This window comes from Vibrio kasasachensis, from assembly GCF_050337565.1.
In the GTDB taxonomy this organism is placed as follows: domain Bacteria; phylum Pseudomonadota; class Gammaproteobacteria; order Enterobacterales; family Vibrionaceae; genus Vibrio; species Vibrio kasasachensis.
The window spans coordinates 73,289-97,084 of record NZ_JAKJTB010000018.1 but is presented as its reverse complement, the minus strand read 5'-3'; the positions used below and the strand labels follow the sequence as shown (position 1 = coordinate 97,084).

The following is a 23,796-nucleotide window of genomic DNA, read 5'->3' as shown; positions in this document are numbered from 1 at the left end:
TATTTATTTAACAGCCACTGCCATCATTACTTTAAATACACCTTGTTCCGTCGTTATCTCAAAAGGAACTGATGTTTCTACGTGCTTAAACCCAACCCCAGTCAAAACGCGTTCTACATGCGCAGGCTCCATCGCCATCTCTTCATCTGAGTGAGCGGCTAGCCAATCCCAATGAATAAAATGACCACCGTCTTCCAATAGTGAATACACAATATCGGAGACATCTGCGTAATTAGGTAAAAAACCACAAACAGAAGAAGCAACAACCAAATCAAATTGGTTACGAAATGCAGGGTGGATTGCAACCAAACCACGAGTGAGCGAATCGACCACCGCTTCTACATTCGGTAGTGATTTATTGTCCAATTGCTCAATCATTGCCTCAGAAAAATCTAACGCGACGATATCTTTAACCTCTGGCGACATTTTTTGACTTAACAAGCCAGTACCGCTGCCAAAGTCGAGCACGTGCTTGCCTTTGATATTGAATGTTTTAATTAGCGAAGAATATGCTTCCTCTGCATAGATAGATGTCACTTCATCAGTATCCCATGTGTCAGCATGTTCATCCCAATTGATCGTCATTGTGCTCTCCCTAAACTGCTCTCGAAGCGAAGATATGTAACTCAGTCATTATATTCTACCCTTAGCCACGTGAAAACAGACATTTAAGATAATTTACATTACCATACAACTATGTCCTAAAGCGCAGCAAAACTTTATGAACTTGTCGCAAATTGAAGCTTTCTGTACTGTCGCAGATACTGGATCTGTCTCAGAGGCAGCTCGCCAGCTCGCCTGTAACCGTACCAAACTGAGCATGTCGGTTAAAGCATTAGAAAAAGAATTATCTGTCGATCTTTTTCTTCGTTCAGGTAATCAACTTGTGCTATCCGAAGCAGGAAAAGCGATATATCGTGATTGCCAAAACTTATTAGTAACTGAATCACGCATTCGGCAAACTTGTTTGCAAGCATCTGGAGAGTTCAGTGCTGAAGTATGGATAGCACGTGATGACTCGCTGCCTGACGAACTTTGGCAAACTCTGTCTCCGCGTTTAAATAGCGACTTCCCGTCCACATCATTTAATATTATCCTCGCGTCATCTGGTGACCTAGCCAACCTAGTCGTCACTGGGCAAGTAGACTTCGCATTTGGCGTTGATTACGAAAGGACCGATGATCCCCATGTCACGTACCAGCCATTGGGTAAAATTCGCATGATGTCCGTTTGCGAAGCATCAAACCCATTGAGCAAGATGCGACGAGTAACTGACAGCGATCTGCGTAATTCAATGCAGGCCGCCATGGTTTACCTCAATGAGAAAGATAACCCTGAGTTAAAACCGCTCTCCCTTCGCCACTTTGGATTTTCAAGTTTTGACTACATGCTTCACTGTATCCTCAACGAGAATGCTTGGGGCGTGTTGCCCGAGCCACTCATTAGACATCACTTGCGTAAGCAAGAGCTTGCGGTAATCAAACATATCTATGGTCTAACTCAGGAAGATTACTGCATGTTTACCCCGGTAGGAATGCATGAACACCCTGCCATGTCTTGGCTAGCTGACAAGTTGAACGAGTATTTATTTGATTTCTAAACAATCTTTTGGACACAAATCAGTCAGCGCCAATTAAATTGGCAGCAAATATCAAAGCTAACAGTATGAAAATTAACGCTTTTAATTAAAACACCATTTAATCGGTGTGTGTTTCTGAATATGTAGTTTGTAAAAATGCTTAGAACTCTCAAGAATAGAGTTAATTCTTAGGAGATTTTTAATCATGTGTGCCCAAACCAGCTTAAACGAAAAGCGAATTTTATCCTTCTCAGCCCTTTTAGCATCGGGCTTTGCTGTTGGAGGACTCGTTGTTGGCGTTTGGATGGGTTCACTAGTTATCATCTTTGATGGTGTTTACTCACTAGTCAGCTTACTGTTAACTTTATTGTCACTTGCCGCATCACGTTACATCAGCCGCCCCTCTCAAGATCACTTCCAATTTGGTAAAGCGACCATTGAACCTATCGTAATTGCGATTAAAGGCGGCGTTATTCTTACCATTGTGCTCTATTCCTTGTACTCAGCTGTGACTGCCATGTTCAGCGGAGGTCGAGAGGTCGATACGTCTATCGCCTCATTGTTTGGTTTGGTTAATGTAATTGGTTGTGGCTACGGTTGGTGGTACATCAATAAAAAATCGAGATTGTTTTCATCAGGTCTTATCGCCGCTGAAAGCAAACAGTGGAAAATGGATACTTTGCTCAGCGTTGCCGTAACATTAGGCTTTATAACAGCGTATGGTTTAACCCTGACACCCTTTGCCCATTACAGTATTTATGCCGATCCAATGATGATGATCTTAATGTCGTTCTATTTTATTAAAGTTCCTTCAGAAATGGTCATTCAAGCGGTTCGAGAGCTACTAATGATGAAACCAGACAAAAAGATCCACGATGCCGTTGATCATGAAGTAACCGAGGTAGGCAAACAGTTTAATCAGCCCATCGAGCTCAATGGTGTTGCTAAGGTTGGTCAAGAGCTGTGGGTGAATATCGATATCCACTGTGAAACAAAGCAGTTGGAACTGGCTGAAGTTGAAAAAGCGAGTCGACTGCTAAAGCAAAAGCTATCTTCACTGAACTTAGAGCTTCAACTCACCATGAATGTCGCAATTTAATCTCCCCCCCACTAAATGGCACGTAAATCCGTGCCATTTTTGACCCCAATAAGTAAGATATAAACCTCTATTTTCATCTGTAAACTCGTTGAATTCGCCTGCTTTGTGGTTATTATGAAACTAGTGGTCTAAGCTCTACTTTATGAGCATGAATCATAACGATTTACTCATCTTTGGAGGCGAGGGTGCGAAAGATTAATACTAGCTTTTTGAAAACCATGCGTGTGCTAATCGTAGATGATTCAAGCACTGCATTGGTATTGATAAAGCAACAGCTAGTAAGCTTAGGTGTATTGCATGACAATATTGTGGCTGTCGAACGATACCAAAGCGCAATTAAAGCGATGGAAACACATCAATTTGATGTATTAATTTTGGATTACCACTTAGAGCAGCATTTAACCGGTTTTGAACTTGCGATGCTACTGTATCGGAACCGATTGATCAGTAATGCGACTGGCGTACTCATCATTTCAGGTGACGCCCGACAAGAAACGGTATTAACAGCCCTTTCCGGTAAAGTCCGACACTTTATTACCAAACCTCTCAGTAATAGCTCCCTCGCGGAAAAACTCTATACCATCCATAGAGAAAAACAAAAACTCGCACAAATTACCGAAGCACTTCAGTCTGGGCATAAGCTTTCAGCCGCAACCATGTTTGAACTGATTAACCGCTCTGGTTTTAGCATTAGCCTTGAGGCTTATCTACTCGATCACTTAATATCAAACAATCAATGGCAATTTCTCGATATCTACATCACGATATCTTCCACTCCATGCCATGCTTCCAAAATGTGTGCGATAGCCGGGTTGCTGCATAGAAATAACAATACAAAACAGGCGCTGGAAGAATTACATAGTTTTCTAACGGAAAACCCGCTTTCAATTCGTGTTATGGATTTAATTGCTGATATCTATGCTGAAAATCAGCAAATCGAAAACGCAGCATTGTGGGCAACAAAAGCATTTGAATTAACACCCAGTATCGGTGAACGAGCTGCGAAAGCCAGTAAACTAAACATGCTTGCAAATAAGCGAGCTTCATTGCTTAGAGTTGGGCATATCTACTCTCAACATATCTCACTGGCCGATATAAACTGGCTAAAAACTGTCATTGTTCACTTCCAGTCATTACAAGCCATTTACACTCTGACAGAAAGCACAGCAGCGAAAACGGATCTAATGAGGCATGCTAATAAGTTTTCCCGTTTCGCTAGTCGTAAGCTGACGCCAAAACGATTACTCCATTTACAAGCTATTGTGCAACTGTCTCAATGTCATATATTGATTCACGAAAATAATGAAATGCTAGCTCATCAAAAGTTATTAAAATCTCTTTCATGCTTTTACGATGAGCTATTTGAATGCCCAGCGATTTTACTTATTGAGTACCTACCTGCTTTAGAGTTTTTCGGCGAACGACAAATTCATTCCACAATTAGCAGTGTTATAGAATCTCGAGGTGTCAATAACTTGCCCAGCTTAGTGTCAGGCAAGCTTTCATCTAGCCATCAACCACATTCACATTTCCAAATGCCCTTAAATGAAGAGCAGAGTCACTTATTCCTTGTACATTACCCCCACTCTAGTGAGGCGAAAATTCATTTTTTGCACTGCTACAGTCAGAAACTGAACATTAATGAGAACGACAAATTACACAAAATGGTGGCTGAACTCACGGTTTTGAATCTACCGCCTAATTGGCACAATTGGCTCGTAACGGGTAAACAACACGGTTTCTCTATGGCACCACCGATTGCTTTTTCACTTGCAGCAAAGGGGCAAAAAGGCGCTTAAGGACCAAAATCAGCTTATTGCTACGTCGAGTAATGGCTAACACTGTCGGGGGAGAGTGTATGAGCAGTAATGAGAAAAAAGACATCTACAAACTGATAGGTTCACTATCAAACGATGAAAGAACGCAATTGATCGCCTATCTAAATGAAAGCATGAACACAGAGAAGACAGTACCTGTAATCACCCAAGAAGAACTCGATTTAATTTATTCCATGGCAAATCGAGGCACACGGAAATGAATCATTTGGCTATTATCAAACGACAAATCGCCTGAATTCATTCAGGCGATTTCAATATACAACTATTATGCAACTATGCTTGTTGCGCTCGTAATGCTTTGGCACTTATTATCCAGTGACGCACGGCTTGAGGAGACATTACATTAGGGTTTCCTAGCTCTTTATCTGAAACAGCAGCCAACTCTGGCGGTAAAACATCAATGATCAATTCGAGATCTTTATGTGAATCAATTTCTTTAACAAACACATCTGCCATCTCCTTACTATACTTCGCTTTACGCGCTTGAGCCGATTTAACTAGACCATCCAACAGCACATACCAAGTCGTCATCGGTCCTTGAACAACTGAAGCCGATTCTGCGGCAGAATCAATAAAAGCAAAAGGTGTTGTGGCAATAGATTGATTCATTTCCATAGCAGCAAAGATCCAATCAGTGTCAAAAGAAAAATCATAGACAGTAGGTTTTTTGAGAATTTCTTCTAGTACAGGTCTGCTATATAGCTTAAAGGCAGCTTGTGTATCTTTAATACCCTGTTCGAAGATCTGTGCCCCTATCATACGCTGCATATGACGCAATGTTTTGATCCCAACTCCCCAACGCTCTTCCTGTTTGACCAAAATAGAATCTGGGTGTTTGCGGTTGCCTAGTACCACTTGCTTTCCTTGCTCTACAAATGGCGCTAATAACAAACCTAATTGACCCAAATGCACCGAATTGTCTGCATCAGTATAAACGACCGCATCCACACCTGACGCGAGTGCACATTCACAGCCAAGGATGATCGAGCCACCTTTACGCGAGTCATCAACACTATTAAGGTTTTTTAGCGGGCCAAATTTTGCTGGTATCACCGTTGATAGTTGTAACACATGTACTCTATCACTTATTTCTCTAGGCTGTTGATTGGCAATCCGTTTGGCAATATGCGCACTATCATGGGGGCAGCCATCATCGACGCAATAAAGCTGCCAATCAACTTGCGAATCTTTTGTTACCCAGTTCAATTGACGAATTTTGGTTCTCAACGAGTCTTCGCCATTGGGATTTCCCGCGCTTTTTTCTTGTAATCGGTTATGCTCACCCCACATAGCAAATACGACTCCAACCTCAATAGGCTGAGTTATTGCTAAAATATGTCTTCGGGATTCAACCAATTTAGCGGCTAATTTGAATTCTAATGGCGCGTTGTGTTGAGCAATAACGTATTTAATCTGCTCATTTGATACGCTTTCTAATGCAAGCAGTTTATCTGCTAATTCCAGTAATCTTGTTTGGTGATCGTTGTTAGTGAGTTCGAAGTCTACACTTGAATTGTTAAGTAAATGAATTGCTAGCGAAATAGATGGATCCATACTGATACCCCAGACTGACGTAGTTATAATTCTCGTTCTTATCCAAGTCTAGTATGCAAATCGTTGAATACAAGTAAGTAAGGTGACTGATTTGAAACGGACTAATCATGGGTAATGTATCGATTAATGTCAGCGTAGAGTGGCTGATGTGAATTATTCATTTACAGCGTATATCAGGGGTAAATGAGAAATTCCTATACTCTGCTTTGTAGCGAGTTCGTTTATCGGTATCGAATTGCCCAACCCAATTCGACACACCATGATCGGCTGCCCACACATTGACCATAATGCGCATATTGGAATGGTCCGCATTAGGGATAGGATCATATCGACTATTGTGTACTTTCAATACTGACTTGCCGTCAATAAACCATTCAAGAGAATCCTTTCCCCAATAAATGCCATATCGGTGAAAGCGCTTTGAAGCATCAAACCCGAGGAAGATTAACGTTTCATGACTATTGCCATAATCATCATCGTCCGTCCAAAAATTCAGTTGAACCATGTTGGTGTTATAACCTAAAAATTCGATATCGATTTCATTATGTAGACCACTACCATTGTCAGGTTTGTCATATGGACCAGCAAATAGAAAAAATGATGTCACGACTCCTGGAGCTTTGATTGGCTTCATATCTATTTCGTAACAACCAAACGCATAAAAATCATGGCTGCGCAACTCACCCGAAAAAAAAGTTCGTTTCCCTTGTTCATCCAACACTCGATCTGGAGCCAATTCAATACTCATGCCTTTTCGACTAAAACTGATCGCTTTTGATTCCCAACGATTAGCAAACGGATAACCATTTTCCCAACCGTCGGCTAACTGCCAGCGACTGGCATCATAATGATTCAACGCATCATTGAATGCCTCTGCATGACTATTTGAAATCACAGGGAAAAAATTAGCGCAAGCTATACACACTGCACATAGAGGGAGATGTCTAAGCATAGTCTTTAATCGGCAATCTATTTAATATGGATAGTTTAAGCGTAATGCAATTTATACACTTTGCACGCAGCTAAACGACTTAATCACCTAATCACTAGTCTCAGGGGAAAAACTTCTTCTTTGTGTAGCAGTGATACCTTTACCACTTTCTGCACCAAGATTTGCTCGAAATTTACCGGTCTCATCAAGAGCATCGTTAGATTTTTTTTCTTCGGCTTCAAAGGTGGGACTTTGAGAACTTTTAGCATCTTGTTCTATGATTTCTCGACCAATAACTATTGGTGTAGTAACAACAATAGGCTCAGGAACCCCCTTAGCTTGTTCAGGCTGTTTTACCAATGCTGCTTGTGGAATATTTGTTGATATTGATGTCGCTGCTCTCTGTATTAGAAAACTTTGTTTTCCTTTGTCCTCAGCCTCTGGTCTAAATGTTTGCTTAGATTGAAATCCAGCATTAATTTTCAATTTACTGTTAGGAGAATACTGCCGCAACTGCGAGCCATTTGAAGTCACATTTCGGCGATCGTTACGTTGTGATTGCAAAACCTGATCCGCGAGTTCGGATGAGGGAGAGCGATAGGTAAAGTAACCCAACTTCTCTTGCCATACTTCCACCAGCGAAAATAATTCAAGCCAAGCATTACCAACTGACACGCCCGAATCTCCCGGAGACATATTAACTTGCAAGCGACTACTTGATTGCTCAAATTCTAGATGAAGTTTCGACTGTAATTCTTCCCAGCTACTGCCCGACATCAAAAAATAGCGTACGCTATTTGCCCAATACTCATAGGCGATTGGGTCTTTGTCTTTTTCTGCTGCAATCGCAGCAAGCCCGTCTGCTAGCCCCGCAGCTTGCCACATCGCTTTGCTACCCAGTTTTCTCTCAAGTGTTAACGCATAGTTGCTTTGACTATGAAAGCTGTCAGCCGCTTGCGCATAACGTCCTTGCCCTAAGATTAAAGTTGGGGCAACTAATATATCGATGGCTGGTTTTTCCAGTGCGCTTTGGGCAAAGGTTATTGTTGAAAACAAAATGAGGACAAGAACAACCAACAGGCTTTTTTTCATCGAAAAGTCTCCACTAAACAGTTGCCTGGGTGGCTAAAACGTGAATTAAATTTCACGTCTCGATACTCTTTTTCTTCTGTGTTTTGATATAGTTTTCCGCCTTGCTTGTAAAGTAGAGCCTCTAACACCCCTGCATTGGTTTTTAGGCTGATGCTTTTTTCGTACGCACTGGTCATTTCAAAACGCCCTTCATACCATCCCCTCTGAGGATCATACAGCTCCTTTACTAAGGTCATTAAGCGATCGGTATAATCAGTTTTCCATAGCGCCCACATTTGAAAGGCAACACGAGTTGAAACCAGAGCTAAGTGATCATGAGAGGAGCCATCTTCAGCGAGTGTTATCCATGGTGTGCCCAATCCATATATCGCGTCATAAACAAAAAAGGGCTCACCTGAGACCACATGCTCGCCTCTAGCGGTATATATTCGCTCATTTTCCCACCGCAGTTCTTGGATCTGATAGATAGCATCTGCCATCGCGGAAAGGGTCCCGTTGCTGTGGTTGGCATCATTTGAGCTATCATCACCAATATCATCCCAATTAAATTCAAGTCCCATCCACAGATAAGGGGTGCTATAGACCGGTCTTAACACATTGAAAATTCGCGGGTCTCGCCCATCAAATATTAAGTCGATGCCATAGATAGTTGCCACATCATACGGCTCTATATTAAATGCTTTTTCAGGTAATATGTGCCAATCCAAATAACCATAAGATGTATATTCTTCAACACCCAAGCGCCCTTCTTTGTAACGATGAACTTGTCCATCACTGACTGCGGCACCATAAAGCTCACCATCTTCACTCACCAGTTCACAGAAATTCCAGCGTAATACTGCCTTATCGATATACTCTGAAAACTCAGGAGAATGGCGCTTTACTATCGCCAATACAATTAATAGCCGCCCCATATCTAATGAAGACCAACCGATATCTTGTGGTTGATTACCATAGTTGACCATTTGACCATGCTGAGTGCTATAAACTTTGTTGGGGGCTTGCCCTTGACTAAGCGGCATTTTATTAAGGAAGCTAAGTACTAGGGATAAGCGCTCGTCATACTCCTTGTTGGAGATAAATTCGAATTCTTTCGCTGCAAGTAACGCCACAAGATAGTCAGCAATGCCTGACATGTTAGTGGTTGGATAATTATCAAGGTTGTTGACTAAACCTGTAGAGATCTGAGTATTATTGCTGACGTACTTCCAAGCCGTTGTCGCCCAAGCCAGTTCTTGCTCTGTCAATTGACCATAGCGACCTTGCCGTAATACCTGCGATTGGCTTATCGCATCAATACCATTATTCACGCCTTGGTATAAAACACCACAAGCTGCTAACAAATAAAGGCACGCTAAAACCGCTACACTCTTTAGCATATCGCGCCTCTCTATTCTACGGGTTCAATCTTCTTACGTGGTAAGCATTGCCCTTCGTATCCAAATGGCGATTCTAGCGCTTTCTCCCACAGGCTAGGGACCGAATCTTCCTTATAAGTCAGTAGCTTACCTTGTTTCTTATAAAGCAATATTTCGAGGGTGATACCATTGTTGTTCGAGGTAAATGTGTTAATTAAACCGGTACCATTTTCAAATATACCTTCATAAAACCCTTTTTCTCTATCATATGCGGTGGAGACATGATCAAACAACAAATCTGTGTAATCGGTATCCCACAACACCCACATGCCCATCGCACCTTTTACCGCGACCGCGGAATATTGAGGCAGAAAGTCACCAACTTCTGAAATCGTGTTCCATGCAAAACCATCGGTGTAGATAGTGTCATAAACAAAATATGGAGCGCCGGCTAATTGGTGCTCAGTTCTTGCGGTGATGATACCCGTTTGTTTATAACGTTCTTCCTGAACGCGATAAATCTGTAGTGCAAATTCCGCTACCCAATCATGGGTGTAAAAATCATCATGCGCCGATCTGTCTGCAACCACATCCCAACCCAATTCAATGCCATCCAACACATAGCTCTCCGTTACAACGTAACTATGTGCTTTAAGCTTACGTGGGTCACGGGTGTCATAAGGCACATCATAACCAAATAGGTTAATCGTAGAATAAGGTTCAGGCATAATAGCCTGCGTTACGTCAAAGCCCCACAATTCAAAGCCTTTCGCGGCATATTCCTCATAGCCCAATCGACCTTCTTGTAGGTATTGCACCTCTTTACCCGGTTCTAGAAGTGCACCAAACATGGTGCCATTCTCATCCACTACGTTACAGAAATTCCAACGAAGAACCACCGAATCAATACTTGTCGCAAACTCAGGGTAGCGATTTTTGACGATGTGAAACCAAATCAGCAGGCGCCCCAAATCAAGCGCTGAATAACCGATTTCTCCCGGCTGATTGGCGTAATCTACTTTCGCCGCATTCTGCGTGTTATATGCCTTATTCGGCAACTCTCCTCGAAAAAGATCTAGCTTATTCAAAGTCGCAAGAAAGCGAGTTAAGCGAGAGTCCATCTCTTCTTTTTCAATAATTCCCAATTCATACGCACTGACCATACCCGCGAGATAAGAGGAGGCATCCCACCATGTTACCGATGGGTAATCATTTACCGCATTTACCAAACCTGTCGATTCTTGGTAGTTATTTTCGAAGTAAGTCCATGCTATTCGAGCCATGTCCATTTCTTTCTCAGTTAACTCTCCCGAACGAGGCTGGGGAATGTCCCAGTGGGATTTTCTATCTATAATGTCATCTGAAAAATGGTTGTACTTATTACCACAACCAATCAGAGCAACCGTGATTAAGCCTAAACAAATGCCGCGCATACAACCTTCCTTACTTATTGTTATTATTTTTCACCTATCGTTAATAACGGCCCATTTTCGATATAAGCTAATGACTCCAAAATAATCCCGTTGGTATTGGCTGTAATTGCTTTGTTAGTTCGACCATCTACCTCATAGCGCCCCGAATACCAACCTTTATTGCTGGAGTAAAGTTGCCCAGCTTCCTCAATCAACAATTCGGTGTAGTCTGAATCGTATAATGCATACCAACCAAACGCGGCTTTTGTGGAAAGCGTTTTCAAATGTGATTGATCTTTGCCATCATCTGAAATAGCGTTCCAATTTTTACCGTTAGAAAATACCGTGTTATAAACAAAATAAGGTGCTTCATCGACATTGTCTTCGCTCACTGCCGTGACAATGCCTGTTTCTTCATAGCGTCGCTGTTGCGCTTCGTAAACTCGATGAGCGAAAATTTTAGACACGCTGTCAGCTCCAAACTCAATACCGTCCAAAATATAAGATTCGCTCACCACATAGTTGTGAGCATGGAACTGAGCCGGATCACGCTTATCTGTCGGAATTTCAATGCCGTACACATCCACCATCTGTAAAAAATCAATGTATTTCATTGAATTGAACACATCTCGCCCCATTAGAGCAAGGGACTTTGAAGCGTACTCTTCATATCCAATACGCCCTTCTTGCACCAATTCCATCTGCTTATCATTTGGGGTTGGGCGAGCACCGAACATATAGCCGTCAATCAACATGTCACTGACACTCCAATGACTCAGCACATTGTTAACCTGTTTATTAAAATGGGGATATTGCCAAATCAGAATGTTCATTGGCACCAAAATTCTTCCGATATCAATCGCTGACCAACCAATACCATTCTCTTTAGGGTTATTTTCATAATCCACCATTTGCAAGGTTTGCGTATTGTAGGCTTTGTTCGGCAACTGACCGTTCACCAAGGGTAATCTAGCCAATGTGATTAACGCTTTTTCCATGCGAATATCGAAAACATCTTTAGTTATTACATTGAGTTTTTCAGCAGCGATCAATCCCATTAGATAAGAAGCCGTATCCCACATAGTCGTTGAAGGATAACCATCAACTGAATTGACTAAACCAGTATTTTCTTGGTAGTTATTTTCAAAATATTGCCATGCTACACTCGCCCATTCATACTCTTGTGCGGTTAAAACACGGCTCTCTTTTAGCGGAATCGACTCTGGGGCATCAAAGGTTATATTACCTAATACCTGCCCATTCTCACGAGTTTCAATACTAAAGGCGATCGCCAAAGCAGTGACTAAACCTAAAATGAAAACCACGTGATGACGTGCATTTACCAATGCTTTCTTAAACTCCATATTTAAACTCCTCCGCATCCGATATCTCTTCTTGACCTTCATCAGTTGAAGGTGGGGCCCAGAAGGCTGCAGCCATCATCCCCCACATCGCCATCATATTATTGATAATCCAAAATGTATTAAGTACTAAACCACCGAAAGAGTAGTTGCCCCACATGCCTGTTTGATGACCAACCCATGCATACATCAACGCAAACAAACTAACAAAGAAAACGATGGCTTGCGGAATAACCAGCTTGAAGAAAGTGCCCGTTTGACGCTCTTTAGGTGTAGTAGGGAAACTTATTTTCCGACCACGCAACACAGTCCACAAAGCTCGAAGATTCACAGGGAAAAAGGACAAGAAATTGGTTTTTCCTTTATAGCCTGCCACTCCCCATGTCCCTATCATCATGGCAAGTTCAGCAGTCAAAACAAAAGGCAAGAAGTGCATATAGAAAGTCACGTCATAGGCACTCACCGGAGCGATAGACGTAAGGAAATACACTATCGGGCACGCCAAGAAAATAATATTCCAAATCGCGGATAAATTTGACCAAAAACTCGCGCCGTACATGAGCTTTTGTTTTAAATTCAACCCTTTTCTCAATATAGGGTTGTCATTCATGAAGATGTCGATTGCGCCACCTGAATATTTGAAACGCTGCACCGTCCAAGTTTGTAAGTCTTGTGGGGATAACATTTTGCTTTCCACTCTAGGATGCTGAACTGAGCGCCAATTTCTCTCACTATCAGAATGGAGCACAATCGATGTATACAGATCTTCCGAGACGTGGAATTTATAAGGGGTAAACTCAGTATCAAATAAAATTTCATCACGTAGATTATCTGAAATGTCTTTATCTACTTGTTTCTCTTTAGTTAAGCGACGTATCTGATATTCGACTTCATCCTGCTCTTTAGTAATCTGCTCCGCATAGGCTCTTAACGCTGCCTCCATTACCGCTTCTCGACGATGAATGGAGCCAGCTCCACAACAAAATGAAGCGTTAACCCAATTCCTACGGCGTTGGATAACGTCATAGAACATTTGCGGATCATTAACGAAAGGATCCTCTCCAAGCGTCACCGGACCATAAATCTTTTCAAAACCTGCCCCAATTGACGCCATCCATTTGCCAAATTTTCGTTGCAAAAATTTCGGCAGGCGCTCGCCTTCTGGTAAGTCGAAAAACCATTGCGGTGTTTGCACCCAAGCAACCGTTGGATCGCGAAAATAACCTAGCGTGTTTTCTAGAATCGTCGGGAAAGGGCGAGTATCTGCATCACAGATAACGACAAAATCGCCATAAGTTTGTTCCATCGCGTTGCGTAAATTACCCGCTTTAAAGCCAATATTACCATCGCGGGTGATGTAGCCTATGCCCATCTCTTCAGCCATGGCTTTCATTTCTGGGCGATTGCCATCATCAAGAATGTAGATGTTTATATCGATAGCGTGTGGATAGCGAATATTTTTAGCATCAAGAATACTGAGCTTTACTAGCTCTGTCTCTTCATCATAACTAGGGAAAAAGACATCAACACTGATGGGACGATCTTCATCGGTTTCTCGTAAACACTCCGCCAACTTAAAAGGAGGTTCGCGGACAGGCTCATCTTTTACTTTCCACAGATTATAGGTAAATAAGATGGAACCGATAAATGCACAAGATTCAGCAAAGGCGAGAGGAAGAGAAAACCACAGAGCTTCATAATTCAATGCGAATGTCCAACGCCACCATAAATACCAAATGCCTAACGTCAAATTACAGGTTGCCAAATATTGATATAGCAACTCGCGAGGAATGCTATGAGGTACAGGCTCTGGCGGGACACGATGTTCGAAACGCTTAAAATAGTGATCCATCCTTGTTCTCCCTATTGTAATTATTTTTCTCTAGCCAATCTGTTTTTGTGATATTCACGTTAGGGGTTGATGAGCAACTCTTTCACCATTACAAACGTGTTTTTGTCGCCATCGTTTATTAGTGCAATCGAATCCATCAAGCTTGATACGATAATGAATCCCCTTCCCGAAGTGGTCCATGTTTCCTCATCGTCAGGATCCGCTTCAATAAAGCTGTTGTTTAACTTCTTGTCCAACTCTTGCTGCGACATGCAGCTTCCATAGTCAGAGATATTTAACATCAACTTTTTGGGATGGGTTGAACAAACCTCGCAAAGCAAATCGATTGGTAAGCCTTCTTCCTCTTGGTATGCATGAATAAAGGCGTTATTTACCATTTCAACAACACACAACTCGACTTGCGAAGATAACGATGGGTCTATCTCCACCGTCAGCCAAAAGTCGTTAAGTTCCTTACATGCCTCGCGTGAAGCATCTAAAGAACTAGAGTAAGTACTGACAAAACGCCTCGTATGGCCATTGGTCATCCTTATCTCCCTTATGTAATTAGATCAATCGACAATTAGATCGATTTGAGCGCATCTGAAACTCTTCCTCTAGGGCTAGAACGCATATGCTTCCACCGTAAGTCGCCACATGGTTTACCATCATGACCGATACAGTAATCGCCAAAGATTGTTTGCTGATCGACGAATGTGCCGTCATTAATATTGATGTTGTCAAAAATAAGCGATTCCTGAACATGACAACCTTTATCCAGTATGCAGTTAGCGCCGATCAATGCAGGACCGACTATGGTCGCACTATCATCAATCTGGCAACCGCTACCTATTACAACAGGTGGTTGGATATTACATTTATCTAAATCCACGACTGTATTAATTCCCAGCCAAATACCCGCTTTAACCTGCGTACCGGGAATACGGTAGCCGGGAACTTTTCCATCGAGAATGTCTTTAGTAACGCCCCAAATATCGTGAATATTGCCGACATCAAGCCACTGGAACCTCAAATCAACGGCATAAAATGGCACATGTTTTTCAACAAGAAGTGGGAAAAGTTCGCTACCAATATCGAACTCATGATCTTTGGGGATATAATCAAAAATCGCTGGTTCAAAAATATAGATACCGGTATTAATTTGCGTAGATAACGCTTCTTCTTTCGACGGTTTTTCTTGAAAGCTGGTTACCTTTCCGCGAGCATCGGTAACAACCACACCATATTTTTCTACCTCATCCGCGATAACATTCTTAGTAATGATAGTGGCAATACCGCCCAGTTTTTTATGCTGGCGAACAGCATCAGTTAGATCAAGATCTATCCACGCATCGCCACACACCACAACAAATGTTTCATCAAAAAAACCCGAAAATTCTTGGATTTTTTTCATTCCTCCAGCAGAGCCAAGCGCTTTATTAACGTATTCGCCATTCACTAACTCCCCTTCATAGGAATAAGACAGCTGCACACCAAAATGATGACCATCGCCAAAGTAGCCTTCAATAACTTCAGCTAAATGACTGGTGTTGATCATGATTTTGCTAACGTTATGCTGCGCGAATAGCTCAATCATTGACTCCATAACTGGTTTACCTAGAATAGGAATCATAGGTTTCGGGATTGACTGCGTAATCGGACGAACTCGAGTCCCTTTACCTGCAGCTAAAATCATTCCTTTCATTACCTTCTCCCTTACGCCGTCGTTTTTAGCGCTGAATCGACACTATCGTAGGTTTTAATTAGACGATCCATTCGGGTTAGCTTGAATAAATCTTGTACTGATTTTTGTGGGTTAGCGACACTGATTTTTTTCTCTCGTAATAACTTGTACACCCCCATTACCGCCCCAAGACCACTGCTATCCATAAATTTCACTGAAGCAATATCCAATACCAGATGAGGTGAGATTTCACTCATTAGATTTTCAATTTGAGCTCGAAACTCTGGTGCAAGTTTGGCATCAAAACGTTCTTCATTTATTTGAAGAATTGTACTGTTTCCTTTTTCACTAATCTCATATCGCATTGGTTCTCTCCTTCAATAAATCCTTTCCATTCAGCGACTAACAAACTGACATCATCATCAAAATTATCTGACTGACGCCAATTCTGTACTGATTTAACAACTAGAGCACTTTGTTGCTGAGTTGGGTGTTCGTTAAGGTTTTCTATCGTGGTACACAAGCCATTTTCTGAGAACTGGTTAACCCCATCATCTGCTTCAGTGATGCCATCGGAGTAAAACCAAACTTTGTCACCCGGCTCGAGTTGAATAGTGGAAGACTGATAATCCACATCATCAAATGCGCCAACAACAAAATTGTCATGCCCAACCAGTTCGGCGGTACCTTGTCTTTCTCTAAACCAAACGAGAGGCGGATGACCTGCGCAGCAGTAAGACAGCAAACCACTTTTGGTATTTAGAACGGCATAAATCATGGTGAAGTACAAAACACTGCTTTCACCGCTCATATAAATTTGATTAAGTTTTTCAACGACGTGTTCAGGCGAGACTATCTCTTTTTCATTGTCGATTGAGCGCATGACAATTGAAGAATCACCACTGACAACCGATAAGCTTTGTTGTACAGAAAACGACATTAAGGCAGATGACACGCCATGCCCCGCTACATCAAACAGGTAAAACGCGACATTTTCAGGGTCTAGCTGCATGTAACCCAACATATCGCCGCCTATCTGTGCGCTTGGGATCGATATATAACTGAGCTCTAAACAAGGGAAATGTTTTTGTTTTGGTAGAATTTGTTTAATTAACTCGCCCGCAGATTCTAGATCTCGCTTAATGGTTCCATACGCTCGATCTAGCTCATTATTTTTTTCGACTACATCGTTGTGGAGTGCCAGCGTTCTAAAACCCGCATGTATACGAGCTTCAAGCTCCTCAACTGAGGTTTTTTTGTCGACAAAATCGTCAGCACCAGCATCAATACCAACGACTATCGATTCTTGATCATTTTTTGAAGAAAGGAGAACAAAGAAGATATAGCGCCCAAAATTACGGCACTTTAGGGTTTGGCAAAGCTCAATTCCGCTCATGCCTGGCATTAACCAATCCGACAATACAAATTGAATACCATCTTGTTCAGCAAGCACTCTCAATGCTTCTTCACCGCTTATCGCAGTGAAAACGTTAAACCCTCGAGCTTTCAGCACTGAACTCATATAAATCAGAATGGTTCGGCTGTCATCCACCAGCAGAATTTCTTTCATTCCTAGCCTTATAATTATTTGTTTTGTTATATTTCTTATCTAAATTTAATTTTCAATCTAAATAACAAATGGTTAAGCCTGTCACCATTTGCGTCTTTATTTAGCAAGCCATATAACTTTAGGTTAGACTCAATTAGTGGCAATGCAAATAATTTGATATATTTTTCTACACCTTATCTGATTGATCACCATTCACTTTATTACCATTAACAGCTCAAGGTACGGTATATTGACTCATTGGAATACGTGGCAGTGGATTATTATTGCGTACGTCGCAAGCACCAATACCTCATTCGCAGATCAATACCATGCGAACACTAGCCCTTATGCCGTAAAGCCATCGCAACACGTATTAACGCAATCAAGTGCTAAGCCTAAGAAAGCCGAAGGTCCTGATGAAATAGATGAAATTTGGAATGGTGTAAGCTCCTCTTTTGAGTTCCCGGTAAAACAATGGCAAAACCGAACTTTTCTTGACGGTCTAAGTGGTAACATTGGCTATCATCATCCACTCGCGGAAACCGAGTCTGCAAATCTACCTGCAGGGGCGACAAATGGACCAACTAACACAAACAAGACCTCGACACTCTCTCTGAAGTATTCCATTGCGGGAGCATGGTTTATGTCGGGAACGGTTTACTATTATTGGGACCAAGAACAGCAACAAGCATGGAATCCCGATTACACCTATGTATTTGGTTACAGCGACTGGCGTCCGTACACACTTAGCCTTGTCTATTCAAACTATGGCGGTAATCGTTTTAATCCCAGTGGCGAAGAGAAAACGACCAACTTCAAACAAGGAACGTGGTCGCTCGGCTGGAAGTTCCCAATAACTTCACCATTTAAGGATTGGATAACCTTTACGCCTGATGGCGCAATCGGTTGCCAGCTCGACTTCAACTATACGCCCGAATACTTCGACCTAGCGTCGATTTCATATAAAGACGCTCACCAAACACTTAGTCTAGGCTGTAAATACTCGATTTATGGTAACTGGTACGTCAACGCGACCGCGTTTTACTATTTTGACAAAACGCAGCAGCAGCCTTGGAACCCTGATTATACCTACGGTTTTGGGTATTTTGATTGGCGACCGGGCACCATTACTTTGCAATATAACAATTATTCTGGGAATCGATGGCGCTCTTCAGAACGCGGTGAAGATACCGGAAGATTCAAAGATGGCTCAATAACACTCGCCTATAGCTTCGCTTTTTAATATTGATTTCATTAAGAAAATAAACTTTCGTGGCAATTCTCTCGTCGACGTCTAATCTTTTCTATATAAGAAAATATGAACTTGGTATCACATTTGCTTGGTTCAAGTTTCATGTCAATTGGCTAGGAGAAGGCTTATGGAAGGTACCAAACACGACGATGTAATCATTGGCACCGCTGAAGACGATATGGTTAATAGTCGTTCTGGTAATGATGAAATATCGACATTGGCTGGTGACGATTTTGTCGCCGCTGGTGAAGGTAGCGACACCATCTTAGCGGGTGATGGTGCTGATACCATTTTCGGTGATATTGAATATGAACTAAGTGAAGAAGAACCCACTCAAAGCACAAATGATGACTCATGGGGTACGGCGGCTACTGTCTACGAGTATGATGCTGAGGAAGGCGAAAAGTCCAGCCATGCACTAAAACTCGACGGGTTTGCTGTCAATCAAGCTGTGCAAACATCAACCAGCGCGAGTGGTTTCACCAACAACTCTGATGTGACGATTGAGATCACTGACGAGCAAGGTAATGTAATCGCGACAGAATTAGTGACAGTGTCTGAAAATGGCACCATTAATGTTGATATCAATCTTGCCGAAAGCAACCTTCCTGACGATGGCAGTGTCATTCTCACTTTCCTTGATGAGCAAAATAATCCAATAACTCACATCAACGATATGGATGTGCAAGTCAGAAACATCTACAACGACACTATTGATGGTGGTGCTGGCGACGACATTCTTAAGGGCCAGCAAGGTGACGACACTATTTATGGCGGTGAAGGTAACGACTTCCTTGATGGCGATATAAATGACGATTTACTTTATGGCGGCGACGGCGATGATGTATTGGTCGGCGGTTCAGGCGATGATGTACTTCATGGTGATTCAGGGCAAGATACCCTACTCGGCTCTGATGGAGACGATACCATTTATGGTGGTGACGGTGATGATCTTCTTATGGGGGAGTTGGGGAATGACATTCTTGAAGGTGGGCTCGGTCACGATACCTTAATTGGCGATGATGGCGAGGATACCCTCATCGGTGGCGAAGGTAATGACAAACTGTTTGGCGGTAAAGATGCCGACAGTTTAGACGGAAGTGCCGGTAACGACGAACTGCATGGGCAAGAAGGCGACGACACCATCACTGGTGGAGAAGGCAACGACTTCGTACTTGGCGGTGAAGGTGATGACACCATAACTGGCGACGCAGGTGAAGATTTACTACTCGGTGGTGATGGTGACGACGAAATTACTGGCGGGGACGGACATGACGTCTTGGTGGGTGAACTAGGTAATGACAAGCTATCTGGTGGTGACGGACAAGACGTTCTTTATGGTGACGCAGGTAACGACACCTTAAGCGGTGGTCTTGGCAACGACCTTTTATTTGGCGGTGAAGGCGACGATTCTATTGATGGCGGCGACGGTGATGACGTTATCCACGCGAATGAAGGCACAGATACTATCGACAGCGGATCCGGCGATGATCAAATATTTGCCGGTAGCGGCGATGATATCATTTCAACTGGTGATGGTAGCGATACGATCTATGGAGAGACCGGTCACAACACCATTGATTCAGGTAGTGGTGACGACACCATTTATGCCGACACAGGCGATGACATCATCCAATCAGGCGAAGGACACGACACAATCTATGCTGGTGATGGCGACAACACACTCATCACCGGGGAAGGTGATGACCTAATGTACACAGGTTCTGGCGCTGACAACATCACCACACAAGCCGGTGATGATACGATTTTTGCTGGCGATGGCGACAACACCATTGAATCTGGTACCGATCATGACACTGTCTATTCAGGCAGCGGAAGTGACACTATCTCTCTTGGGTCTGGCAATGATCGAGCCTTCGCTGGTGATGGTGAAGACGCCATCCACGCAGGAGAAGGTAACGACCAAGTGTTTGCTGGCGCTGGTAATGACCAATTATTCGGTGAACAAGGCAATAACCACCTCTTCGGCGAAGCCGGGAATGACCAAATTAACGCTGGGTTAAACGCCAGTGAGTTGTATGGCGGCGCAGGTCAGGACACCCTCACGGGCTCTGAAGAGGACGACAAGCTATACGGTGGTGCGGACAACGATACCATTGCCGCAAATGCTGGTGACGACATTATCGAAGGTAATGATGGCGATGACCAAATCACTGCTGGTAGCGGACATGATACCGTATCTGGTGGTGAGGGCGATGATTACATTATCGGCGAACAAGGTAATGATACTTTAGTCGGCGATGCTGGTGATGACACACTGCTCGGCGGTGAAGGCGATGACGTCTTAGTCGGCGGTAAAGGTTCCGATACCCTCGATGGCGGTGAAGGCCGCAGTGAAATCTACGGCGAAGACGGCAATGACACGCTAATAAGTGCCGATCAAGACGATTTACTTTCAGGAGGATCTGGGGACGATACCATTACTTCTGGCTTAGGTGACGACACGATTTTTGCAGGTTCAGGAACCGATGTTATCGATTCAGGCGAAGGTAACGATACGGTATATGGTGAATCAGGCATTAACTCTATTAACACTGGCTTAGGTGACGACCTTATCTATGGCGGAACAGATGCAGACACGATAAATAGTGGCGTAGGTGCGGACCAAATATTCTCAGGCAGCGGTGCAGATATCATCGATGCTGGTGATGGTAATGACCACATTGATGCTGGTGACGGCGCTGACGTAGTCCAAGGCGGCGCAGGTGATGATGCCCTATTTGGTGGCGCTGGTAACGATGAACTAATTGGTGGCGAAGGCTACGACTTTATTGCTGGCGGTGCGGGCAATGATACGATCCGAGATGATGGTCAAGATACCATTCATGGTGAACAAGGTGACGACACACTCTATGCGGCAGAAACGGGTAGCCACAATATCTTTGGTGGTGAAGGCGACGATACACTAATAGGTAGCGATGTTTCAGATACCCTCTATGGTGGTGAAGATGACGATACCATCACAGGTGCGGGCGGTAACGATACTCTCTATGCCGGAGACGGTGCCGATACCGTTGATGCTGGTATGGGTAATGATACCGTTTATGGCGAAGCCGGCGATAACACCATCACTCTAGGAGAAGGCAACGATACCTTATACGGCGGCTCAGGCGCTGACACCGCAAGTGGTGGTCTTGGCGACGACACTCTTTCAGGCGGCACTGGAAACGACGTGTTAAGTGGTAACGAAGGTGAAGACTTAATTGATGCAGGTGAAGGCAATGACACTGTCTACGGCGGTGATGCTAATGACTTACTCTTCGGTGGTGAAGGCCATGATACCTTACACGGGGATCTTGGCGACGACCAACTCTATTCAGGCACCGGAAACGATGAACTCTTTGGTGGTGATGGTGAAGATAAACTCGTTGCCGAAGGAGGTACTAACACCTTATCGGGCGACGCTGGCGACGATACCTTGCTTGGCGGTAGTGGCGCAGATCACTTGATTGGTGGTAAAGGTGATGACTACTTAGAAGACGAATCCGATAGCAACACAGTGCAAGGTGGCGAGGGTCAAGATACGGTCAAACTTGCTGGTGCAAACAACATTGTCTCTGGTGGTATAGGTGATGACATCATTGAATCTACTGGAGCGGGCTCTAACCAAATTGACGGAGGGGATGGTGATGATCTCATCAAAGTTTCCGGGGATAGCAATATCGTCACGGGTGGTGACGGTCGCGATACTATTCAACTCTCTGGCTCAGGTTACAACCAAATCGATGGCGGAATCGGTGACGACACCATTAGCGCAGAAGGTGGAACCAATAGCATTGATGGTGGCGTGGGCAATGACACTATTACCGTCGCAAGTGGGACCAATACGATTATAGGTGGTGATGGCGATGATAGTGTAACCACTGGAGGCGGCGTAGACGAACTACACGGTGATGCTGGTCAAGACACACTCAATGCTGGAGGCGGTGCTGATACCCTTTATGGTGGGGCTGACAACGACAAGTTGTACGGTGGTTCCGGCGATGACACCTTACAAGGTGGCGATGGCGATGACTCTATGTGGGGGCAAAATGACCATGATACTCTAACTGGTGGGCTGGGTAACGATTATGTATCTGGCGGTTCTGGTAATGATACGCTTTATGGGAATGAAGGTAACGATACCCTTCGCGGTGATTCCGGTAGTGACACGTTATGGGGTGGCGCTGGCAACGATAACTTAGCTGGTGGGGGTTCAGCCGATACACTTTACGGCGAAGATGGCAACGATACTCTTTCCGGTAATGGAGGTAATGACATGGTTTATGGTGAGCAAGGCGACGATAAACTTACTGGTGGTAGTGGAGATGATTACATCTCTGGTGGCGAAGGCAACGATACCCTTAGTGGCAATGACAATGCTGATACATTAGACGGGGGCGTTGGCAACGACCACCTAGCCGGTAATTCAGGCGATGATAAGCTATATGGTCAAACTGGGGACGATCTACTTGATGGAGGATCCGGTGTCGACCAATTATTTGGTGGCTCTGGTAATGACACACTGGTATTCGACTCTAGCGAACTCGAAAGCGGTGAAGGCAATATGGTTCATTTCAGCGGTGGCGCCGATTTCGACGTGCTTTTAGTCGGTAACGACAACCAAAGTAACATGATTGATATGAGCCACAGTGCATTCCAGGAGCTCGAAGGTGTACATATCAATTCTAGTGATACCGAACTAGGGCTTGCCTTAGACAAAATTGCAACAAACAACACCGCAGGTGATACCTCAGGGCAATTCGTTTGTACGGGTGCGAGTAGCATCGAATTGAGCGGTTGGGGCTGGCAGCTAACAGAAAGTAATTTAGAGATGAGCGACTCGCTGCAAAACATCTATCAAGCAAGCGACATTGATACTAGTTCTTTGTACGGTTACAGATTCGAAAACGAATCCGGGCAAGAAGTGGTGTTGTGGAGTGACTTAGATAGTAATGACATCAACTTCCCTGAAACAACGGATGTTTAATCTACTAGCAAGCTATTGTTAATCAGACTGTTGTTAATCAGACTGTTGTTAATCAGACTGTTGTTAATCAGAAAGCCCATATAGATGGGCTTTCTTTCAATTCATATTCCGTGAAAAATCAGTCAAAACGTTTCGATCAAAAAGGTTTATCCCCTCCAAAACTTCTCTATACCCAAGAAACTTGAAGGTGCAGGTAGGCGGCAAGTAAGAAAGTCCCCTGAGCATAGGTGAACTATGTGATTGGGGCGCACGAACACAGCCAACAC

Annotated in this window: 18 protein-coding genes; 6 read left to right on the top strand and 12 right to left on the bottom strand. The window is 43.5% G+C overall.

Annotated elements, in window-relative coordinates; genetic code table 11:
* Window positions 1-3 precede the first annotated feature (3 nt).
* The gene (locus L4C38_RS15360) at window positions 4-585 is read right to left on the bottom strand and encodes a class I SAM-dependent DNA methyltransferase (protein WP_428798438.1); all 582 of its coding nucleotides are present in this window, start codon (window positions 583-585) and stop codon (window positions 4-6) included.
* A 136-nt stretch (window positions 586-721) separates the two neighbouring features.
* Between L4C38_RS15360 and L4C38_RS15355 the strand changes: the two genes are divergently transcribed.
* From L4C38_RS15355 to L4C38_RS15340, 4 genes are all read left to right on the top strand, one after another.
* Window positions 722-1,600, top strand: a complete 879-nt coding sequence (locus tag L4C38_RS15355; RefSeq protein ID WP_428798437.1) for a LysR family transcriptional regulator — start codon at window positions 722-724, stop codon at window positions 1,598-1,600.
* Between the two features lie 184 nt (window positions 1,601-1,784).
* Entirely contained in the window at window positions 1,785-2,678 is an 894-nt protein-coding gene (locus L4C38_RS15350) for a cation diffusion facilitator family transporter (protein ID WP_428798436.1), read from the top strand.
* 185 nt (window positions 2,679-2,863) lie between these two features.
* Entirely contained in the window at window positions 2,864-4,477 is a 1,614-nt protein-coding gene (locus L4C38_RS15345; RefSeq protein WP_428798435.1) for a response regulator, read from the top strand.
* 59 nt (window positions 4,478-4,536) lie between these two features.
* Window positions 4,537-4,716 (top strand): hypothetical protein, encoded by a 180-nt coding sequence (locus tag L4C38_RS15340; RefSeq protein ID WP_428798434.1) that lies wholly within the window; start codon window positions 4,537-4,539, stop codon window positions 4,714-4,716.
* Window positions 4,717-4,789: 73 nt separating this feature from the next.
* On the opposite strand, the gene L4C38_RS15335 is transcribed toward L4C38_RS15340, so the two are convergent.
* From L4C38_RS15335 to L4C38_RS15285, 11 genes are all read right to left on the bottom strand, one after another.
* Window positions 4,790-6,070, bottom strand: coding sequence for a glycosyltransferase family 2 protein (locus L4C38_RS15335; protein WP_428798433.1), 1,281 nt, complete (start codon window positions 6,068-6,070; stop codon window positions 4,790-4,792).
* A gap of 157 nt (window positions 6,071-6,227) precedes the next feature.
* Window positions 6,228-6,965, bottom strand: a complete 738-nt coding sequence (locus L4C38_RS15330) for a family 16 glycosylhydrolase (protein ID WP_428798432.1) — start codon at window positions 6,963-6,965, stop codon at window positions 6,228-6,230.
* Window positions 6,966-7,109: 144 nt separating this feature from the next.
* Window positions 7,110-8,093 (bottom strand): hypothetical protein, encoded by a 984-nt coding sequence (locus L4C38_RS15325; RefSeq protein ID WP_428798431.1) that lies wholly within the window; start codon window positions 8,091-8,093, stop codon window positions 7,110-7,112.
* Window positions 8,090-9,472 (bottom strand): DUF3131 domain-containing protein, encoded by a 1,383-nt coding sequence (locus tag L4C38_RS15320; protein WP_428798430.1) that lies wholly within the window; start codon window positions 9,470-9,472, stop codon window positions 8,090-8,092. The genes L4C38_RS15325 and L4C38_RS15320 overlap by 4 nt, the downstream gene beginning before the upstream one ends.
* Window positions 9,473-9,483: 11 nt before the next feature.
* Window positions 9,484-10,884 (bottom strand): DUF3131 domain-containing protein, encoded by a 1,401-nt coding sequence (locus L4C38_RS15315; RefSeq protein WP_428798429.1) that lies wholly within the window; start codon window positions 10,882-10,884, stop codon window positions 9,484-9,486.
* A gap of 23 nt (window positions 10,885-10,907) precedes the next feature.
* On the bottom strand, window positions 10,908-12,227 hold the full coding sequence (locus L4C38_RS15310; protein WP_428798428.1) for a DUF3131 domain-containing protein: 1,320 nt from the start codon (window positions 12,225-12,227) through the stop codon (window positions 10,908-10,910).
* Window positions 12,217-14,076: a glycosyltransferase family 2 protein gene (locus L4C38_RS15305; protein WP_428798427.1), complete on the bottom strand. Its 1,860-nt coding sequence runs from the start codon at window positions 14,074-14,076 to the stop codon at window positions 12,217-12,219. Before L4C38_RS15305 ends, L4C38_RS15310 begins: the two co-directional genes overlap by 11 nt.
* A 59-nt stretch (window positions 14,077-14,135) precedes the next feature.
* The gene (locus L4C38_RS15300; RefSeq protein WP_428798426.1) at window positions 14,136-14,603 is read right to left on the bottom strand and encodes an ATP-binding protein; all 468 of its coding nucleotides are present in this window, start codon (window positions 14,601-14,603) and stop codon (window positions 14,136-14,138) included.
* A 35-nt stretch (window positions 14,604-14,638) separates the two neighbouring features.
* A complete protein-coding gene (locus L4C38_RS15295; protein ID WP_428798425.1) occupies window positions 14,639-15,760 on the bottom strand; it encodes a nucleotidyltransferase family protein in 1,122 nt (373 codons plus the stop codon).
* A gap of 11 nt (window positions 15,761-15,771) precedes the next feature.
* Window positions 15,772-16,104, bottom strand: coding sequence for an STAS domain-containing protein (locus L4C38_RS15290; RefSeq protein ID WP_428798424.1), 333 nt, complete (start codon window positions 16,102-16,104; stop codon window positions 15,772-15,774).
* On the bottom strand, window positions 16,056-17,309 hold the full coding sequence (locus tag L4C38_RS15285) for a PP2C family protein-serine/threonine phosphatase (RefSeq protein ID WP_428798423.1): 1,254 nt from the start codon (window positions 17,307-17,309) through the stop codon (window positions 16,056-16,058). The genes L4C38_RS15290 and L4C38_RS15285 overlap by 49 nt, the downstream gene beginning before the upstream one ends.
* A 229-nt stretch (window positions 17,310-17,538) precedes the next feature.
* Between L4C38_RS15285 and L4C38_RS15280 the strand changes: the two genes are divergently transcribed.
* Both L4C38_RS15280 and L4C38_RS15275 read left to right on the top strand, forming a co-directional pair.
* Window positions 17,539-18,531, top strand: coding sequence for a hypothetical protein (locus L4C38_RS15280; RefSeq protein WP_428798422.1), 993 nt, complete (start codon window positions 17,539-17,541; stop codon window positions 18,529-18,531).
* A 136-nt stretch (window positions 18,532-18,667) separates the two neighbouring features.
* A complete protein-coding gene (locus tag L4C38_RS15275) occupies window positions 18,668-23,530 on the top strand; it encodes a beta strand repeat-containing protein (protein ID WP_428798421.1) in 4,863 nt (1,620 codons plus the stop codon).
* The last annotated feature ends 266 nt before the right edge of the window (window positions 23,531-23,796 follow it).

Excerpts from the sequence above, each read along its gene's own strand:
- L4C38_RS15325 (WP_428798431.1), bottom strand. The coding sequence starts at position 8,093 with ATGAAAAAAAGCCTGTTGGTTGTTCTTGTCCTCATTTTGTTTTCAACA.
- L4C38_RS15350 (WP_428798436.1), top strand. The coding sequence starts at position 1,785 with ATGTGTGCCCAAACCAGCTTAAACGAAAAGCGAATTTTATCCTTCTCA.
- L4C38_RS15305 (WP_428798427.1), bottom strand. The coding sequence starts at position 14,076 with ATGGATCACTATTTTAAGCGTTTCGAACATCGTGTCCCGCCAGAGCCT.
- L4C38_RS15300 (WP_428798426.1), bottom strand. The coding sequence starts at position 14,603 with ATGACCAATGGCCATACGAGGCGTTTTGTCAGTACTTACTCTAGTTCT.
- L4C38_RS15360 (WP_428798438.1), bottom strand. The coding sequence starts at position 585 with ATGACGATCAATTGGGATGAACATGCTGACACATGGGATACTGATGAA.
- L4C38_RS15295 (WP_428798425.1), bottom strand. The coding sequence starts at position 15,760 with ATGAAAGGAATGATTTTAGCTGCAGGTAAAGGGACTCGAGTTCGTCCG.
- L4C38_RS15335 (WP_428798433.1), bottom strand. The coding sequence starts at position 6,070 with ATGGATCCATCTATTTCGCTAGCAATTCATTTACTTAACAATTCAAGT.
- L4C38_RS15275 (WP_428798421.1), top strand. The coding sequence starts at position 18,668 with ATGGAAGGTACCAAACACGACGATGTAATCATTGGCACCGCTGAAGAC.
- L4C38_RS15355 (WP_428798437.1), top strand. The coding sequence starts at position 722 with ATGAACTTGTCGCAAATTGAAGCTTTCTGTACTGTCGCAGATACTGGA.
- L4C38_RS15290 (WP_428798424.1), bottom strand. The coding sequence starts at position 16,104 with ATGCGATATGAGATTAGTGAAAAAGGAAACAGTACAATTCTTCAAATA.
- L4C38_RS15315 (WP_428798429.1), bottom strand. The coding sequence starts at position 10,884 with ATGCGCGGCATTTGTTTAGGCTTAATCACGGTTGCTCTGATTGGTTGT.
- L4C38_RS15310 (WP_428798428.1), bottom strand. The coding sequence starts at position 12,227 with ATGGAGTTTAAGAAAGCATTGGTAAATGCACGTCATCACGTGGTTTTC.
- L4C38_RS15320 (WP_428798430.1), bottom strand. The coding sequence starts at position 9,472 with ATGCTAAAGAGTGTAGCGGTTTTAGCGTGCCTTTATTTGTTAGCAGCT.
- L4C38_RS15340 (WP_428798434.1), top strand. The coding sequence starts at position 4,537 with ATGAGCAGTAATGAGAAAAAAGACATCTACAAACTGATAGGTTCACTA.
- L4C38_RS15285 (WP_428798423.1), bottom strand. The coding sequence starts at position 17,309 with ATGAAAGAAATTCTGCTGGTGGATGACAGCCGAACCATTCTGATTTAT.